Below are 16,560 nucleotides of genomic sequence, written 5' to 3'. Positions count from 1 at the left end.
CGCAGGAATCGCTGCGCCTGCACCGGCTGCGCACCGCCCTCACGGTGATGGCGGTGGCCATCGGCGTCACCGCGGTGCTGCTGTTGACCGCGCTCGGCGAGGGGGCGAAGCGCTATGTCACGGGCCAGTTCGCGGGCATGGGGACCAACCTCGTGATCGTGCTGCCGGGGCGCACCGAGACCTTCGGTGTGGGCTCGGGGATCAGCGGGGGCACGCGCGACCTGACGCTGGAGGATTGCGAAGCGCTGCTGCGCCGCTGTCCGGCGGTGGTGGACGTGGCGCCGGTGACGGTGGGCACCGCCTCCGTGGAGTTCGGCGGCCTCCACCGGGACGTGCTGGTGGCCGGCTCCACCGCCGCGTACGCGCGCATGCGGGACCTGCACGCCTCGGCCGGGCAGCTGCTGCCGCCGGGGGATCCGCGCCGCGGCGAGCCGGTGGTGGTGCTGGGCTCCAAGGTCCGCCGGGAGATCTTCGGCAGCGACAATCCCCTGGGCCGGTCGGTGCGCCTGGCGCGCGCGCGGTTCCGGGTCATCGGCGTGCTCGAACCCAAGGGGCAATCGCTGGGCTTCGATTTCGACGAGCTGGTGCTGGTTCCGGTGGGGCAGGCGATGCGGCTGTTCAACCAGTCGGGCCTGTTCCGCATCATGACCCAGGCGGCCTCCGCCCAGGACGTGGCCGGCGCCCAGAAGCAGATCCGCGCGGTGCTCGCCGACCGCCACCGCGACGAGGACTTCACCCTGGTCACCCAGGACGCCATGCTGAAGAGCTTCCGCTCGATCATCGACGCGCTCACGCTGGCACTCGCGGGGATCGCGGCCATCTCGCTGGCGGTGGCGGGCATCGGGATCATGAACGTGATGCTGGTGTCGGTCTCGGAGCGCACCGCCGAGGTGGGACTGCTCAAGGCCATGGGCGCGGGCCGGCGCCAGATCCTGGCGCTGTTCCTGGCCGAGGCGTTGCTCCTCTCCGCGCTCGGCGCGGCCGCGGGCCTGACGTTGGGCCTGGTGCTGATGCGGCTGGCCTCGGGCGTGTTCCCGGGGTTCACCGTGGAGCCGAGCCTCGCGTGGACGGCGGCGGTGGTCACGCTCGCGCTCACCGCCGGCGGCCTGTTCGGCCTCTCGCCGGCGCGCCGCGCGGCGGGCATGCCGGCGGTGGACGCGCTGCGGGGGAAGCGATGAGCGGCGCGGGCGTGCCGGGCGGCGGGCGCGCGGGTGCCGCGGGGGGGGCGGACGGCCGCGGCGCGGGCGTGCGCCTCGAGGACCTGGTGGGTCTCTCGCTGGAGGCGCTGCGGGCGCACCGCATGCGCTACGGCCTCTCGGCGCTGGCCGTGGCGGTGGGCATCGCCGCGGTGGTGCTGATGTCGTCCATCGGCGAAGGCACGCGGCTCTTCGTGATGCGGCAGCTGAGCAGCTTCGGCACCTCGGTGGTGGGGGTGCACCCGGGCAAGGTGTCCACCGGGGGGATTCCCGGCGTGGGCGGAACCGCGCGCAAGCTGACCCTGGACGACGGGCGTGCGTTGCGCCGCCTGCCCGGCGCGGTGGCCGCGGTGCCGGTGTCGTTCGGGACCGCGCTGGTGCGGCACGAGGGGCGTGGCCGGCGCGTGTTCGTGTACGGGGCCACGTGCGACATGCCCGCGGCGTGGTCCATGGGCGTGGCGGCGGGCAGTTTCCTCCCGGATATCGAGTGGGAACGCACCTCGCCGGTGGTGGTGCTGGGCCCCAGGCTCAAGCGCGAGCTGTTCGGTGACCTCAACGCGCTGGGGCAGATGGTGCGCATCGGGGAGGAGCGCTACCGCGTGATCGGCCTCATGGAGCCCAAGGGACAGTTCCTGGGCCTGGACCTGGACGACGCCGGCTACGTGCCGGTGGCCAACGCGCTGCGCATGTTCAACCGCAGCGAGCTGGCGGAGGTGGACCTGCTGGCGGCCACACCCGAGGAGAGCGAGAGCCTGGCGGTGCGCGCCCGCGCCCTGATGATCGAGCGGCACCGCGCCGACGACGTCACCGTGGTGACGCAGCAGGACGGCGTGCGGATCGTGGGCAACATCATGAACGTGGTCACCGGCACGGTGACGGCCATCGCCGCGATCAGCCTGCTGGTGGGCGCCATCGGCATCCTCACCATCCTGTGGATCGTGGTGCAGGAGCGGGTGCAGGAGATCGGCCTGGTGATCGCCCTGGGCGGCACGCGCCGCACCATCCTGGCGTGGTTCCTGTGCGAGGCGGCGATCACCTCGGCCGCGGGCGGGGTGGCGGGGCTCATCGCCGGGATCGGGGGGTCGGCGCTGCTCTCGGGGGTGGTGCCGGGCCTGGAGGCCTACACGCCGCCGTGGATCGTGGCGGCGGCGCTCGTCGTGGCGCTCACGGTGGGGCTGGCGGCCGGGGTGGCCCCGGCATTGCGGGCGGCGCGGATGGACCCGGTGGAGGCGCTGCGGGCGGAATAGGGCTTTCGCGCCTTGTCGGCCCGCCCGCCCGTCCGCCTGAAGCCAGGTTCTCGGAGACCTCTCCCCGGGCGCGGGTGCACCCCTCACGGCCCGTTCGGCTGCGCATCCTGCGCAGCCATCACTGCGGCTGCTCCCTCCTTCGCCGTCCTGGCTACGTCAGTCGCAGACGCACCGTGAGGGGTGCACCCGCGTCCGGGGAGAGGGTTGCGCACTGGCGGGCGTCGGCGCGACCTGGCAAATGCCACACGAGGAGGGGGACGGCCGATCCGCCGTCCCCCTCGCGTGTTCTGCCGCCATGTGTGCCAGCCCTGCGTACCCTCCGAGTTCCGCCTGCGGCTTGCCGTCTACGGCCGCCACTCCGGGACGCGGCCCGGGGTCCAGGGGGCGCCGATGGACTCGGCTTCGGCGTCCAGCGCGGCGAGGTCGGTCTTGACCAGCGTGCGCAGCTTCTCCAGGGTGCCGGCGAACTTCTGCGCCGCGTCCTCGTAGCACTTCCTGTCGGTGCCGGGGGTCTCGGAGCGCTGGTTCCAGATGTTGCCCACGATGCGGCTCACGTCGTCGCGGATGCCGGGCACCGTGGGCTCGTTGCGCGAGCCCTTCACCGGGTCGCCGTCGAGCTCGGTCTGGATGTCGCTGAGCCGCTGGGTGAGGGCGCGCACCTTCTCGCGCAACTCGGCCTTTGCGGCCGGGGCCTGGTCCACGGCGCGCTGCAGCAGGGAGAGGCGCGTCTGGGCTTCGCGGGCCGCGAGGCCCGCGCCCAGCACCGCGCGCTGCAGGCGCGCGACGTTGCGCTGGAACGCCAGCACCGCGCCGCGGTCCTTCGCCGGCAGCGACAGGTTCTCCAGCGCCTCGGCCTTGAAACGCACCGGCCCGGCGAGTGGCGTCACCTTGCCGTCCACTCGCTGCTCCATGGAGACCATGTAGGTGCCCGGCGCGGCCATGGGCCCGGTGGGCGGCTGGTCCCACGGGGCGAGCTCGCGGCCGCCCTCGGTCACCGGCTCCATGGACGGATAGCGCAGGTCCCACGCCACGCGCTGGAATCCCCTGCCGGACGGGCCGGACATCCGGCGCACCACGTTGCCGTCCTCGTCGGTGACGGTGAGCGTGATGGACGGCTCCTCCTCGCGGTCCTCGGCCTTGAGGCTGTCCCATGCGGGGTAGTACACGTCCCCGCCGCGCTTCTCCAGCTCGCGGCGCGCCTCGCGGCGCGAGCGCAGGCCGTCGCGCAGGTAGTAGGTGAGCACGGCGCCGAACGGCGGGTTGGGGGCGATGTAGAACGCGTCGCCCTGGAACGACTTCGCACGCCCTCCCAGCGGCGAGGCGGGCACGTACATCAGGGCGGTGCGCGTTCCGAACAGCGACGCGGGCTTCTCCAGAGTCGCGGCCGAGATGCCGCGCAGCGGCGCGTAGTCGTCGAGGATGTAGAAGCCCCGGCCGAAGGTGGCCACCACCAGGTCGTTCTCGCGCTTCTGGATGGCCAGGTCCTTCACCGCGATGGTGGGCATGCCGCCCTGCAGCCTCACCCAGCGGCGGCCGCCGTCGGCGGTGAAGAACACCCCGAACTCGGTGCCCGCGAAGAGCAGGGCGGGGTCCACCGGGTCCTCCGCCAGGGCGTAGACGGTGCCGCGCTCCGGAAGGTCCCCGGCCACCGACTTCCAGGTGCGGCCGCGGTCGGGACTGCGCAGCACGTAGGGTTTGAAGTCGCCGGTCTTGTGGTTGTCGAAGGTGGCGTACACCACCCGGTCATCGTGCTGCGAGGCCACCAGGCGCGACACGTAGGAGAGGTCCGGTACGCCCGGGAAGCGCGACTCCGCGCGCCACGCGCCGCCGCCGTCCTCGCTCACCTGCACCAGCCCGTCGTCGGTGCCCACGAACAGCAGGCCCTCGACCTTCGGCGACTCCGCCAGCGATACGATGTTTCCGTAGAACGACGTGGAGGTGTTCTTGGCCACCGCGTCCACGCCCCACACCCTGCCGGCCACCTTGAGGCGGTTGCGGTCGATCTGGCGGGTGAGGTCCGGGCTGACCGGCTTCCACGAGTCGCCGCGGTCGTCGCTGCGCCACAGGCGCTGCGAGGCCAGGTACAGCCTCGTGTGGGAGAACGGGCTGATGATCAGGGGCGAATCCCAGTTCCAGCGCGAGGCTGGCTCGCCGGGGCCGGGCTGGGGCTGGATGCCGGTCTCCTCGCCGCTGCGCCGGTCGAAGCGCACGATCCCGGCGTGCTGCGACTCCGAATACACGATGTTGGGGTCCTCGGGATCCACCTGGCTCTGGAACCCGTCGCCGCCGGTGGTGACGAACCAGTCGCTGTTGCGGATGCCGCTCACCGTGTTGGTGCGCGAGGGGCCGCCGAGGGTGTAGTTGTCCTGGGTGCCGCCGTACACGTTGTAGAACGGCAGGGCGTTGTCCACCGTCAGCTTGTAGAACTGCGTCACCGGCAGGTTGGCGCAGAACGCCCAGGTGGCGCCGCGGTCGAAGGTCTGGTACAGGCCCCCGTCGCAGCCGGCGATCATGTGCGCGGTGTCGGTGGAGTCGATCCACAGCGCGTGGTTGTCCACGTGCTTGAAGCGCTCGCCCACCCGGCGCCAGGTGCGGCCGCCGTCCTGCGTGACCATCATCCAGGTGTCCATGGAATACACGCGGTCGGGGTTGACCGGGTCGGGGATCATCTCCTGGTAGTACTGGGGGCTGCCGCTGCAGTAGCCGCTCACCTTCTCGAAGTTGGCGCCGCCGTCGTCGGAGCGGAAGATGCCGCGCGAGGTGTCGGGAGCCTCCACCATGGCGTAGACCATGTCCGGGTTGGACGGCGGGATGGCCAGGCCGATGCGGCCGATGTCGCCGCGCGGCAGCCCGTTGGTGAGCTTGCTCCAGGTCCTGCCGGCGTCGGTGCTCTTGTAGAGGCCCGAGCCGGGGCCGCCGTCAATCAGGGTCCACACGCGCCGGTGCCGCTCGTAGGCGGTCGCGTACATCACGTCGGGATCGCGCGGGTCGAAGCGCACCTCGCTCACGCCGGTGCGGTCGTCCACGTGCAGCACCCTCGTCCAGGTCTTTCCGCCGTCGCCGGTCCGGTAAAGACCGCGGTCGCCGCCCTCGCGCCACAGCGGGCCCTGCGCGGCCACGTACACCACGTTCGGGTCCCGCGGATCGATGGCGATCATGCCCACGTGCTCGGACTCCTTCAGGCCCATGTGGGCCCAATTGCGCCCGCCGTCCACCGATTTGTACACGCCGTCGCCGTAACCCACGCTGCGCTGGCTGTTGTTTTCCCCGGTGCCCACCCACACCGTGAGCGGGTGCTTGGGATCCACGGCCAGGCAGCCGATGGAGTAGGAGCCCTGGTCGTCGAAGATGGGCTCCCAGGTGGTGCCGGCGTTGGAGGTCTTCCACACGTTGCCGGAGGCCACGGCCACGTACCAGGTGTGCGGGTCGCCCGGCGGGATCGCGATATCAATGATCCGGCCGGAAGTCACCGCCGGGCCGATGCCGCGCAGCTTCAGCCCCGAGAAGGTGGACGCGCGCAGCAGCGAGTCCGGGCCCGAGGGCGAGGCCTTGGCGGCCTTGGGCGTCTTCGCGGGCTTGTCGGGGGACTTGCAGGCGGCCGGGTCGGCCAGGACGGCGCAGCCCAGCAGGGCGAGTGCGGCAAGAGCGGTTCTCATCGGGACATGCTCCTTCCGTGCGAGCACGGGTTCAACAGTGGCCCCCCGCGGCGCGAGAGGCGCGGAAAGACAAGCAGAGCCGTGACTATGCCCCCGGAAGCGGGCCGGTGTCGAGGGGGTAGGGCGGGCACCCACGCATTCCGGGCGGGGACGGACGGCAGGCTGGCCATCCCCGCCTGCCGTATACCGTAAACCATCGAATTGGCCGGCGACTTGGCAGGCACGAGTGCCTGCCCTACATTCATCCCGGACGGTGAGCCGCCCGCGGCGCAAGGAAGCGCCGATGCAGCCACCTTCAGCACACGGAGGTCCCCATGGCGCGGCGCGCCTGCCTCATCGCGGCAATTCTCTTCCTGTCGGCCCTGGCGCCACTTTCCCCGGCATTCGCGTACTGGCCCACCGACGGCCGGCCGGTCGGCACTTCCGGCAGCGGCCAGCTGAACCCCGCCATGACCGGCGACGGCGGCGGGGGAGCCATCCTGTTCTGGGCCGACAACCGCAACTCGGCCTACCGGCTCACCATGCATCACGTGCTTTCCACCGGCGCGGTGGACCCGGCGGTGGTCACGCCGGGACTGCAGTACTCGAAGATCAAGACCTCGGGCGTGAACCTGGTGGCCGTGCCCGACGGTTCGGGCGGGGCCATCGCGGTGTGGCAGGAGCAGGACTCGGCCAGCGCGCGGCTCCAGGTGCGTGCCTTGCGCGTGGGCGCCACCGGCGTGATCGCGCCGGGCTGGCCCGACACCTCGGTGGCCGTCTCGCGCGCCGCGGTGGGCTCGGGCGCGGGCTCCCCGGCGGCGGTGTCGGACGGCGCCGGCGGCGTGATCGTGGCGTGGCAGCAGGCCAACTCGGACACTTTCGGATCCTACGACCTGTGGGTGTCGCACATCGCGTCCAACGGCACGGTGGCCTCCGGCTGGACCGCCGGCGGCATGACCGTGTGCGCGCTGCCGCAGAACCAGTACACGCCGCGCATGGACACCGACGGCTCCGGCGGGGCCGTCGTGGCGTGGCTGGACCAGCGCAACGCGCCCTTCGGCACCTCCACGCCCATCAGCCTGTACGCGCAGCGCGTGACCTCGGCGGGATCGCTCAGCTGGACCGCCGACGGCGTGGCGCTCTACAACGGCGCCAACAACGTGTCCGACGTGGCGGTGCTGGGCGACGGCGCCGGCGGCGCAGTCATTTCGTACTCGGTGTCCTCGGGCGGGGCGACGGACGTGTTCGCGCAGCGGCTGAATTCCTCCGGCGCCAAGCAGTGGGGCGCGTCGGGAACCACCGTGTGCAACGCGGCCTCCGACCAGTCCGGCGCCCAGCTGTGCTCCGACGGCGGCACCGGCACCATCCTCGCCTGGTACGACAGCCGCAACGCCGGCGACATGGACATCTACGCGCAGCGCCTGAACTCCTCCGGCGCGGCGCAATGGACCGCCAACGGCGTGGTGGTGTGCAACACCGCCCTGCCCCAGGAATACCCGCGCGTGGTCACCGACGGGGCCGGCGGCGCCATCATCACGTGGGTGGACTTCCGCAACAGCACCTGGGACATGTTCGGCCAGCGCCTCGGCTCCGCCGGCGCGCCCCAATGGACCGCCAATGGCCTGGCCCTGTGCCTCTCGCACAACGTGGACTTCACCTCGGCGATGGTGTCCGTCGCCGATGGCTCCGGCGGCGTGCTGGTGGCCTGGGACGACCACCGCGTCACCTCCGGCATCTACCTCGCGAAGTTCAACCAGGCCGGCATCACCGGGCCCTCGCCGGTCACCATGGGCAGCGTGCAGGCGGTGGCGGCGAACGGGGCGGTGGAGCTCGAGTGGTGGGCGCACGTGGAAGGCACGCCCCGGCTGCGGGTCTTCCGCGCCCCGGCCGCCGCAGGGCCGTTCGAGGAGCTCGAGGCGCTCGTGATCCCCGGCGCCGGCCCCGACGCATACCACGCCGTGGACCGCACCGCGCGCCCCGGAAGGGAGTACTACTACCAGGTCGGCTGGAGGGAATACGGAGCGTGGACATTCTCGCGCACCGCGCGGGTGGCCACGCCGGCCGCCGCGTTCGGCATCCGCGCCGTGACCCCCAACCCGTTCCGCGCCGCCGTGCGAATCGAGTACGAGCTGGCCGGCGCCGCGCCGGCGCGCGTCGAGATCTGCGACGTGGCCGGCCGGTGCCTGGTGGTGCTGAACCCGGTGGTGTCCAGCGAGGGCACGCATGCCGCCACATGGAATGGGAGGCTGGAAAGCGGCCGCCCCGCCGCCTCGGGAATCTACTTCGCGCGGCTGGTCTCGGCCGGGCGGACGACGACGCGGAGGATGGTGCTGCTCAAGTGATAGGCGTTCAGTTCGGCAGCGAACGCAAGGGGGACGGCCGCGAGCTGCCCCCCTTCGTCGTGGGGCCGGCGTGGAGACCTGCCGGGCGTCACATCCTCGGAGACCTCTCCCCGGGTGCGGGCGCACCCCTCACGGCAGCGCCACGAATCGCGCCGCGCGCACCACGCCCCCGGAGGCCAGCCGGACGATGTAGAGCCCCGCAGCCAGCGGCTTCGCCGAGGCCGTCCGCCCATCCCACGTGATCGAGTGCGGCCCCGCGGAAGACCGCGCATCGGCCAGCGTGGCCACCCGCCGGCCGGCCACGTCGAACACTTCGATGCGCGCCTCGCCCGGCGCGGAGAGCGCGTAGCGCAGCGCCAGCGGTCCGCCCGCCACGCGCCACGGGTTCGGGGAGGGTCGCAGCAGGTGCGGCGCCCGGAAGGGCGCACCGCAGGGCCCGGGTGCGCCCGCGGAGGCCGGGAACACCGAGATCACCGTGGACGCTCCGCCGCCCGGAAGCACGCAGTCCACGTACACGTGCGCCATCCCGCCCTCGCGCACCACCTGTGCCACCGTGCCGCACCCCGCGGCGTAGGCCGAGTCCCGGTCCTGCATGTGGAAGACCACCTGCGCGTGCTCCCAGGTCTCCGCCGAGGAGTTGGTGACCAGCACCGCCGCGCGCGCGCGCGTCCCGTCGTTGGGCCCGTCCCAGTCCTGGCGCAGGCTCCCGTCCGCGTGCTGCATCAAGGTCGGAGTGACCACGCCGTCCCGCACGCGGAAGATGCGGTAGGTGCGCGCGCCGTCGCACACTTCCCCGGTCTCCAGGTCGAACGGAATGTCACGGCTGCGCTCCCGCTGGCTGTGCTCGTGCCCGAACACCGCCCCGTCCACTCCCAGGGTGCGCACGTCCAGCTGGTGCTTGAAGTCGTAGTGATAGAAGAGGAGCTTGTGCCTCCCGCCGGCGGCGGCCAGGTCGCGCGCCAGCCAGTTCAGTTGCTCCTGCGTGAAACTGTACGCGCCGTAGCGCCCGGAGTCGTAGCTGTCGTAGTTGATGTAGGTCTCCATCCCGGTGAGGTGCAGCGGGCCGTAGTCGAAGCTGTACATCTGCGAGTGGCAGGCGTAGTCGGGTGGCGGGGAGTCCAGGAAGCCCTCCCAGCCGAATGCCCGCCACCACTCCTTGCGCGCGGTGCCGGCGGGGGCCTGCAGGATCGGGGAGCCGCCGATGTCGTGGTTGCCGGGCACCAGGAAGAGCGGGTCGCGGAAGCGGAGCAGATGCTGCTTCACGCGCGCGAAGGTGTAGGCGCGGTAGGTCTCCTGCAGGTATCCCTCGTTCACCAGGTCGCCGGTGTGCAGCACGAACTCGGGATGGATCAGGTTCAGGTCCTCGATCACCGCGTTGATGTCGGGCAGCCCGGACGTGTCGCACGGGCCCCACAGCGGAGACACGGAGAGTCGCCGGGTGGGGAAGTGCGTGTCGGAGACCTGGGCGAAGTAGTACTCGCGGCGGAATTCGCGGAGCACCTTCACCGAGTGCCGGGAAGTGTCCGGGCCGGTGCTGTCGGAGACGACCACCAGGTCGTAGAGCTCCTCGGGAGTGCCGGGCGGCACTCTGAAACGGACGTGGCGGAAGCCCGGAGACGGGGTGCCGGGTGGGGCCGCCGCGAGCGGCACGAGCGGCACCGCGAGGGTGCCGTACCGAAGCCCGGCCCGCCATGCGGCGGCCGCCCCGGGCGCGCGCATCCACACCGTGAGCGTGTCTCCGGAGCGCAACAGCGAAGGCATCGTGGACAACGGGCGATAGATGCCGTGCAGCGCGCCGAGTTCGTGGAGCGCGTCCGGGAACGCGCAGGGAGCCGCCCCTGCCTGCGGGGAGGCTGGCGCGGGCGGCGCGGCGGCCGCGGCGGCGACGGACGATCCCCGGGCTTCCCCGCTGGCCGAGGGCGGGCCCGCGAGCCCAACTACTCCCGCGAGCACGAATAGAGCCCGGGCGATCCGGGTGGAGGCGAGGCGCATGCGGCGGCTCCTGGGGCAGGGGGTGGCGATCCGTCGGACGACGCGCTGTCGTAAAGCGATGCTCAAAATCAGCTTACCGGCTCGGTCCGAGAGCCGCGGCCTGCACCTCGGGGGGGGGCCGGCCCCCCGGCTTGACGGCAGCCAACCCAAATGTTAACCTAACTAAACAAGATTCAGGTGCCGAAAATCCCACTTGGAGGTGCCCGTGGATGTCTGGAAACGCTTCGGCGAAAAGGAAGTGTCGCATTCCATGGTCCACTATCTCCAGGCGGTGGCCGCGATCAAGACCGAAAAGGGCTATGCCCGCGTCAGCGACGTCGCCCTGCGCCTGGGGGTGTCGCGCAGCGGGGTCACTTCCATGATGCAGACGCTGCATGCGCGCGGGCTGGTGAACCACGAGCGCTACGGATGCGTGGAGCTCACCGCGACCGGCGGCCGCCTGGCGAAGCGCACCGAATCGAGCCGCCACGTGCTCACCGTGTTCCTCACCGAGATGCTCGGCGTGCCCGAGGCGGTGGCCCAGGAAGACGCCTGCATGATCGAGCACCTGGTGAGCCCCGAGGTGATGATCGAGCTGGTGTGCCTCACCGCCTTCATGCGCTCCGAGCATCCCGCCGCGTTGCAGTTCCGCGAAGCCTACAGCGCCCACCCGCGCGGCTGCACCGAGGAGGCCCCCGGCGAGTGCGACCTGTGCGGCGGCGCCTGCCTGCACGACTCCCTGACCCGCGAACTCAAGTGCGAGACCGAAGCGAAGTGAACGGCGCGTCGGGGGAGGTCGCGCGCCCCCTGGCGGAGCTCGTGCCCGGCGAGCGCGGCGAGATCCTGCGCCTGGACGGCGACCCCGTGATCGTGGGCCGTCTCATGGAGCTGGGGCTGGTGCCGGGCACCCAGATCGAGATGGTGCGCCTGGCCCCGCTGGGCGATCCGGTGGAGCTCAAGCTCCGCGACATCCACATCTCCATCCGCCGCTCGGAGGCATCGCGCATCCATGTGGTCGCGCGCTGAGCGAAGGACCAAGGGCCGGGCGATGAAGCCCGGGCTGCAGCTGGCCCCGGCGACGGCGGCTCCCGCCGGCGCGCATTCCGCCACGGCCGGCGCACCCACCGCCGGGACGGACGAGCGCGCCGCCGGGGCGGATGCGACGGGCCCCGCCGCCGCGGGACCTTCGAGGAGCCGGACCCCGGCGCGACCGCGCCGCATCGCCATCCTGGGCAACCCTAACGCCGGCAACTCCACCCTCTTCAACAAGCTCCCCGGCCTGCGCCAGAAGGTGGCCAACTACCCCGGCGTGACCGTGGAGAAGAAGACCGGCCTGTGCACGCTGCCTTCGGGCGCGCGCGTGGAGTTGCTGGACCTGCCGGGCAGCTACAGCCTGCGCCCGGGCTCGCCCGACGAAGTGATCGTGCGCGACGTGCTGCTGGGGCTGCAGTCGGATACCCAGGCGCCGGACCTGGTGGTGTTCGTGGTGGATGTCACCCACCTCGACCGCAACCTTTATCTCGCGCTGCAGGTCATCGAGCTGGGACGGCCGCTGATCCTGGCGCTCAACATGATGGACGCCGCCGACGAGCTGGGTATCCGCGTGGACGAGCGGGCCCTGGAACGGCAGCTGGGCGTGCCGGTGGTGGCCATCTCCGCGGCCAAGGGCACCGGGCTGGGCACGCTGCGCCGCTACATGGAGCGCGACGTGGAGCCCTCCAACGCGCACTTCCGCAGCCGCCCGCGGCACCTGGATCGCGTGCTGCAGAGTCTCGAGGGCCGCCTGCCGCGCAACTCCGCGCTGCCCGAGCGGGCCCGCCAGGAGCTGGCGCTGGCGCTGCTGCTGGACGACGGCGAGGACGACGCGCTGGCCCGCTGCGCGCCCGCCGACGTGCTGGACGACGTGCGGCTGCTGCGCCGCCGCCTGGACCAGGCCGCGCCGAGCTGGCGCTCCGACGAGATCCAGTGGCGCTACGAGGTGATCGCCGACATCCTTGCCGGTGCCTTCGTGGCCCCGCCCGACCGCCGCGACCGCACCCGCGAGCGCATTGACCGGGTGCTCACGCACAGGATCTTCGGCCCGGTCATCTTCGTGCTGCTCATGGGTGCGGTGTTCCAGTCGGTGTTCGCGTGGGCGCGGCCCGCGATGGACCTGATCGAGCGGGTGGTGGCGGCATTCGGCGGGCTGGTGGAAAGCAACATGGTGGAGGGTCCGCTGCGCTCGCTGCTGGTGGACGGCATCATCGCCGGCGTGGGCACCACCATCACATTCGTGCCCCAGATCGCGATCCTGTTCTTCTTCCTCTCGGTGCTCGAGGACACCGGCTACATGGCGCGCGCGGCGTTCCTGATGGACCGCGTCATGGGCCAGGTGGGGCTTTCGGGGCGCGCGTTCATCCCGTTGCTGTCCTCGTTCGCATGCGCCATCCCGGGCATCATGGCCACGCGCACCATTGACAGCCGCCGCGACCGGCTGACCACCATCATGGTGGCGCCGTTCATGTCGTGCAGCGCGCGCCTGCCGGTGTACGCGCTGCTGATCGGCGCGTTCGTGCCCAACCGCTGGGTGGGCATCGTCACCCTGCCGGGCATCGTGCTCTTCTCGCTGTACTTCCTGGGGATCCTGGCGGCCGTGGGGGTGGCATGGGTGCTCAAGCGCACCGTGCTCCGCGGCGGCAAGCCGCTCTACGTGATGGAGCTGCCGCCCTACCGGGCGCCGTCGTGGCGCTCCATCGTGATCACGGTGCGCGAGCGCTCGGCGCTGTTCCTGCGCAAGGCGGGCACGGTGATCCTGGCCATCTCGGTGGTGCTGTGGTTCCTGGCCACCTACCCGCGCGGCGGCAACGGCCTGGACGCGCTGCGCGCGCAGGCGCACGCGGCGCAGGCCTCGGGCCAGACCGCGAAGGCGCAGGCGCTGGAGAACCAGCTGGCGGGGGAGACGCTGCGCAATTCCTTCGCCGGCCGCGCCGGTCGGCTGCTGGAACCGGTGATCCGGCCGCTGGGCTTCGACTGGCGGATCGGGATCGGGCTGATCACCTCGTTCGCCGCGCGCGAGGTGATGGTGTCGACCATGGCCACCGTGTTCAACCTGGGCGACGCCGGCCACCGCGCCGGCTCACTGCGCGCCACGTTCCGCGACTTCCGCAACCCCGCCACGGGGCGCCCGCTGTACACACCCCTGGTGGGGATCACGCTGATGGTGTTCTTCGCGCTGGCGTGCCAGTGCATGTCCACCGTGGCCGTGGTGCGCCGCGAGACCAACTCATGGCGCTGGCCGATCGCGATGGTGCTGGTGATGAATGCCCTGGCCTGGGTCGTGTCGTTCGCGGTGTACCAGGGCGGGCGGCTGCTGGGGCTGGGATGACGACCCGCCGGGGGAGGCGCCCATGATCGGCGCGGGCTGGCAGGACTACGCGGTGGCTGGCATCGCGGTGGCGGCGCTCACGTGGCTGGTGGCGCGGCGCGTGCGGCGCCGGCGCATGCCCACGCCGCTGTGCGAAGGCTGCCCCGGGTGCGCCGCGGCGGAGTCCCCGCCCCGCCGTCCCGGGGGAGACGGCCTGGAGCTGAGCGTGCGCCCGGCGGCTGCTACTTCCGCGCCTCGTTGTAGCGACCCGCGATGACGTCCCAGTCCACCACCGCCGCGAAGGCGGCCACGTACTCCGCGCGGCGGTTCTGGAACTTCAGGTAGTACGCGTGCTCCCACACGTCGATCCCCAGTAGCGGCCGTCCGCCGGCGCTCAGCGGGCTGTCCTGGTTGGGAGTGGTCACGATCTCCAGCTCCCCGCCGGATCCCACCGAGAGCCACGCCCAGCCACTCCCGAACACGCTCATCGCCGCCGCGTTGAATCTCTCCTGGAATCCTGCGAACGTGCCCCACTTCGCGTCCAGCGCCCGGCCCAGCTCCGCCGACGGCGCCCGGCCGCCCGACTTCGAAAGCGACGTCCACAGCAGCGAGTGGTTGGCGTGCCCGCCGCCGTGATTGCGCACCGCGGTCCGCACCGCCTCCGGCAGCGTGGCCAGCGAGCGCACCAGTTCCTCCACCGGCTGGCGGGCCAGGTCCGGCAGGGACCCCACCGCCTTGTTCAGGTTCGCGACGTAGGCCGCGTGGTGCTTGTCGTGGTGGATCTGCATGGTCTGCGCGTCCAGGTGCGGCTCCAGAGCGTCGAAGGCGTAGGGCAGCGCCGGGAGCGTGAATGGGCCGGTGGGGGCCGGCGGAGTGGCGGCAGACGCCCCGGGAGCGCCCGCGGCCGCGCGCGGGCTGGATGTGCCGCCGGCCGCGGCGGATGCATCGGCGCCCGTGGCACCCGCGGCGCGGGCCGCGGCACTCACCCACGGGCTGGCCAGCAGGGCATTCGAGCCCGCGGCCACAGCCAGGGACTTGAGCAGGTCTCTTCGGGTCATGGATGATTCCTCCTCGTGGGAGCGGCAGGGGGGCGGCGGACAACCTCTTGTTCGATGCGCCACCCGGGCCCGGGCTTCGTGAAGCTGCACCGTTGTAGATTGCAGAATGCGCCTCCCAACCCGCGAATCCTGGTTGCATCCCGCGCGGAGCGGCCCGCATTCTGCCGCCCGGGCTGGCCGCGAAATCCGCCCGCCCGCCGCCGGCTCGGTGCTCCGGTCCCGGGTGGCGATCCGCCTCGCCGGCCCCCCTTCGGGCCCCCGGAGAAGGAGCGGGACATCGCGTGATCCGGCACGTGTGGACATTCTCCACGCCCGGAGGGTGTAGAGTATTTCCCCACAAGGGACACGACACCGCCGGTCTCCCCGGGGCCCTGCCGGCCCGGCCTCCGGCCCGGCCCCTGGGCGCCAGGCCGCCCATCCGGCGCCCATGCGGCTCCCGCCCGCGCTGCCCGGGTGCCAGGCTGCTTTGAACACCATGAGGGGTTTCATTTTCGGTCGGAACCACAGATCCTGCATATGCGTTACGATAATGAGGGGGCGGCACGGATGTTGCTGCTTCCCCATCGGATACTGCGCGCTCCGGGGCCGCCGGTGGCGCGCGACGGCAACAACAGGTGGCGTCGCGGAGCACCCCGGAGGGATGACCGCGCGCGCTTCAGGCGCGCCAGCCGCCCTCCAGGTGGCGATTCAACACCGGCGGCTTACGGAGGAGAGAGCTTGTCCCAGTTCATCAACCCGGCGCGGCCCTACACCATGAACCGGGCTTCCGTGGCGCAGGCCGCGGACGTCCCGCCGGGCCCGAGTTTCGAGGCCCTGCCCCTTCCGGCAGACGCGCTCGTGACCTCCGGCACCACCCCCAAAACTGGAACCGAAAAGGCCGGCAGCGCAGCCCGCGCGTTCCGCGTGGACGACATCGCGCTGGCGTGGCTGCTCGCCGTGCCCCTTGCGGTGACGGTGCGCTTCCTGCCGTATTACCTGATGGACCGCGCGGGCCGCGTCCGGGACCCGCTGCACTCGTTGCTGTTTCCGGGCGGGCCGGTGGGGCTGGCCTTCGGGCTCACCGGGCTGGGGTTCTTCCTGTTCATGTGGCTGTACCCGCTGCGCAAACGGGTGCCCCTGCTGCGCGGGCTGGGCAACGTGGGCACGTGGCTGCGCATTCATGTGCTGGCGGGGCTGAGCCTGCCGCTCATCGTCGCGGTGCACGCGGGCTGGCGCTTCACCGGGCTCATCGGGCTGGGCTACTTCGCCATGACGCTGGTGTGCATGAGCGGCATCGTCGGCCGGTACCTGTACTCGCACATCCCGCGCCGCCGGAACGGGCTGGAACTGACCCGCGACGAAGTGTCCAACGAGCGGCGCGCGCTGCTCACGCGCATCGCCGCGGAATCGGGGCTGAACCCCACGGAGGTCGAGTCCGCGCTGGCGCTGGCGCCCATCCGCGGTGCCCGGACGGGCCCGGGCCGGGTGCTGCTGCAGCTGGTGGCCGACGACCTCGCCCGCCGCCGCGCGCTCCGGGACGTACGGCGGCGCTGGTCGCATCCCCGGCCGGGCGTGCCCGCCCCGGACGCGACGGCCCTGAAGAACATCATGCAGATGGCGCGTCGGGAGATGGCGCTGCAGCAGCAGATGCGGGTGCTGGAGGCCACCCACCGGGTGTTCCGGTGGTGGCACGTGGCGCACCTGCCGGTGGCGCTGACCGCGCTGCTGGCGGTGCTGGTGCACGTAGTGGTCGCCGTGTGGATCGGCGGCGTGAGGTTGCCCTGAGGCC

11 protein-coding genes are annotated in these 16,560 nt (G+C 71.9%); 8 read left to right on the top strand and 3 right to left on the bottom strand.

Going from position 1 to position 16,560, the window contains the following annotated elements:
* Positions 1 to 47 precede the first annotated feature (47 nt).
* Together HZB25_14450 and HZB25_14445 are read left to right on the top strand one after the other, a co-directional pair.
* The gene (locus HZB25_14450; protein ID MBI5838434.1) at positions 48 to 1,178 is read left to right on the top strand and encodes an ABC transporter permease; all 1,131 of its coding nucleotides are present in this window, start codon (positions 48 to 50) and stop codon (positions 1,176 to 1,178) included.
* A 68-nt stretch (positions 1,179 to 1,246) separates the two neighbouring features.
* Positions 1,247 to 2,443 carry an ABC transporter permease gene (locus HZB25_14445; protein ID MBI5838433.1) on the top strand — a complete coding sequence of 399 codons (1,197 nt, stop codon included), beginning with the start codon at positions 1,247 to 1,249 and terminating at the stop codon, positions 2,441 to 2,443.
* A 344-nt stretch (positions 2,444 to 2,787) separates the two neighbouring features.
* Here the strand turns inward: HZB25_14445 and HZB25_14440 are convergent, their stop codons facing one another.
* On the bottom strand, positions 2,788 to 6,099 hold the full coding sequence (locus HZB25_14440) for a glycosyl hydrolase (GenBank protein ID MBI5838432.1): 3,312 nt from the start codon (positions 6,097 to 6,099) through the stop codon (positions 2,788 to 2,790).
* Positions 6,100 to 6,413: 314 nt separating this feature from the next.
* On the opposite strand from HZB25_14440, the gene HZB25_14435 reads away from it, so the two are divergent.
* Positions 6,414 to 8,420 carry a T9SS type A sorting domain-containing protein gene (locus tag HZB25_14435; protein ID MBI5838431.1) on the top strand — a complete coding sequence of 669 codons (2,007 nt, stop codon included), beginning with the start codon at positions 6,414 to 6,416 and terminating at the stop codon, positions 8,418 to 8,420.
* 129 nt (positions 8,421 to 8,549) lie between these two features.
* Here HZB25_14435 and HZB25_14430 read toward each other — a convergent pair whose 3' ends face one another.
* Complete coding sequence (locus HZB25_14430; GenBank protein MBI5838430.1) at positions 8,550 to 10,412, bottom strand: metallophosphoesterase; 1,863 nt, start codon at positions 10,410 to 10,412, stop codon at positions 8,550 to 8,552.
* 205 nt (positions 10,413 to 10,617) lie between these two features.
* On the opposite strand from HZB25_14430, the gene HZB25_14425 reads away from it, so the two are divergent.
* From HZB25_14425 to HZB25_14410, 4 genes are read left to right on the top strand one after another with little or no spacing between them, the layout of a single operon-like run.
* Positions 10,618 to 11,169: a metal-dependent transcriptional regulator gene (locus HZB25_14425; GenBank protein ID MBI5838429.1), complete on the top strand. Its 552-nt coding sequence runs from the start codon at positions 10,618 to 10,620 to the stop codon at positions 11,167 to 11,169.
* A gap of 29 nt (positions 11,170 to 11,198) precedes the next feature.
* Positions 11,199 to 11,417: a ferrous iron transport protein A gene (locus HZB25_14420; protein MBI5838428.1), complete on the top strand. Its 219-nt coding sequence runs from the start codon at positions 11,199 to 11,201 to the stop codon at positions 11,415 to 11,417.
* Between the two features lie 22 nt (positions 11,418 to 11,439).
* Positions 11,440 to 13,755, top strand: coding sequence for a ferrous iron transport protein B (gene feoB, locus HZB25_14415; GenBank protein ID MBI5838427.1), 2,316 nt, complete (start codon positions 11,440 to 11,442; stop codon positions 13,753 to 13,755).
* A gap of 22 nt (positions 13,756 to 13,777) precedes the next feature.
* On the top strand, positions 13,778 to 14,011 hold the full coding sequence (locus HZB25_14410; protein ID MBI5838426.1) for a hypothetical protein: 234 nt from the start codon (positions 13,778 to 13,780) through the stop codon (positions 14,009 to 14,011).
* Here HZB25_14410 and HZB25_14405 read toward each other — a convergent pair.
* The gene (locus tag HZB25_14405; protein MBI5838425.1) at positions 13,977 to 14,792 is read right to left on the bottom strand and encodes a superoxide dismutase; all 816 of its coding nucleotides are present in this window, start codon (positions 14,790 to 14,792) and stop codon (positions 13,977 to 13,979) included. The two genes, HZB25_14410 and HZB25_14405, sit on opposite strands and share 35 nt — an antisense overlap.
* Before the next feature lie 717 nt (positions 14,793 to 15,509).
* Between HZB25_14405 and HZB25_14400 the strand changes: the two genes are divergently transcribed.
* Positions 15,510 to 16,556: a hypothetical protein gene (locus HZB25_14400; protein ID MBI5838424.1), complete on the top strand. Its 1,047-nt coding sequence runs from the start codon at positions 15,510 to 15,512 to the stop codon at positions 16,554 to 16,556.
* Positions 16,557 to 16,560 lie beyond the last annotated feature (4 nt).

It is taken from the genome of Candidatus Eisenbacteria bacterium, assembly GCA_016235265.1.
GTDB lineage: Bacteria > Eisenbacteria > RBG-16-71-46 > RBG-16-71-46 > JACRLI01 > JACRLI01.
Note: the sequence above shows the minus strand (reverse complement) of the source record. Positions and strands in the feature narration are given on the sequence as shown.

Coding starts and splice junctions, on each gene's coding strand:
- HZB25_14450 (MBI5838434.1), top strand. CDS start 48: ATGGCGGTGGCCATCGGCGTCACCGCGGTGCTGCTGTTGACCGCGCTC.
- HZB25_14440 (MBI5838432.1), bottom strand. CDS start 6,099: ATGAGAACCGCTCTTGCCGCACTCGCCCTGCTGGGCTGCGCCGTCCTG.
- HZB25_14435 (MBI5838431.1), top strand. CDS start 6,414: ATGGCGCGGCGCGCCTGCCTCATCGCGGCAATTCTCTTCCTGTCGGCC.
- HZB25_14430 (MBI5838430.1), bottom strand. CDS start 10,412: ATGCGCCTCGCCTCCACCCGGATCGCCCGGGCTCTATTCGTGCTCGCG.
- feoB (MBI5838427.1), top strand. CDS start 11,440: ATGAAGCCCGGGCTGCAGCTGGCCCCGGCGACGGCGGCTCCCGCCGGC.
- HZB25_14410 (MBI5838426.1), top strand. CDS start 13,778: ATGATCGGCGCGGGCTGGCAGGACTACGCGGTGGCTGGCATCGCGGTG.
- HZB25_14405 (MBI5838425.1), bottom strand. CDS start 14,792: ATGACCCGAAGAGACCTGCTCAAGTCCCTGGCTGTGGCCGCGGGCTCG.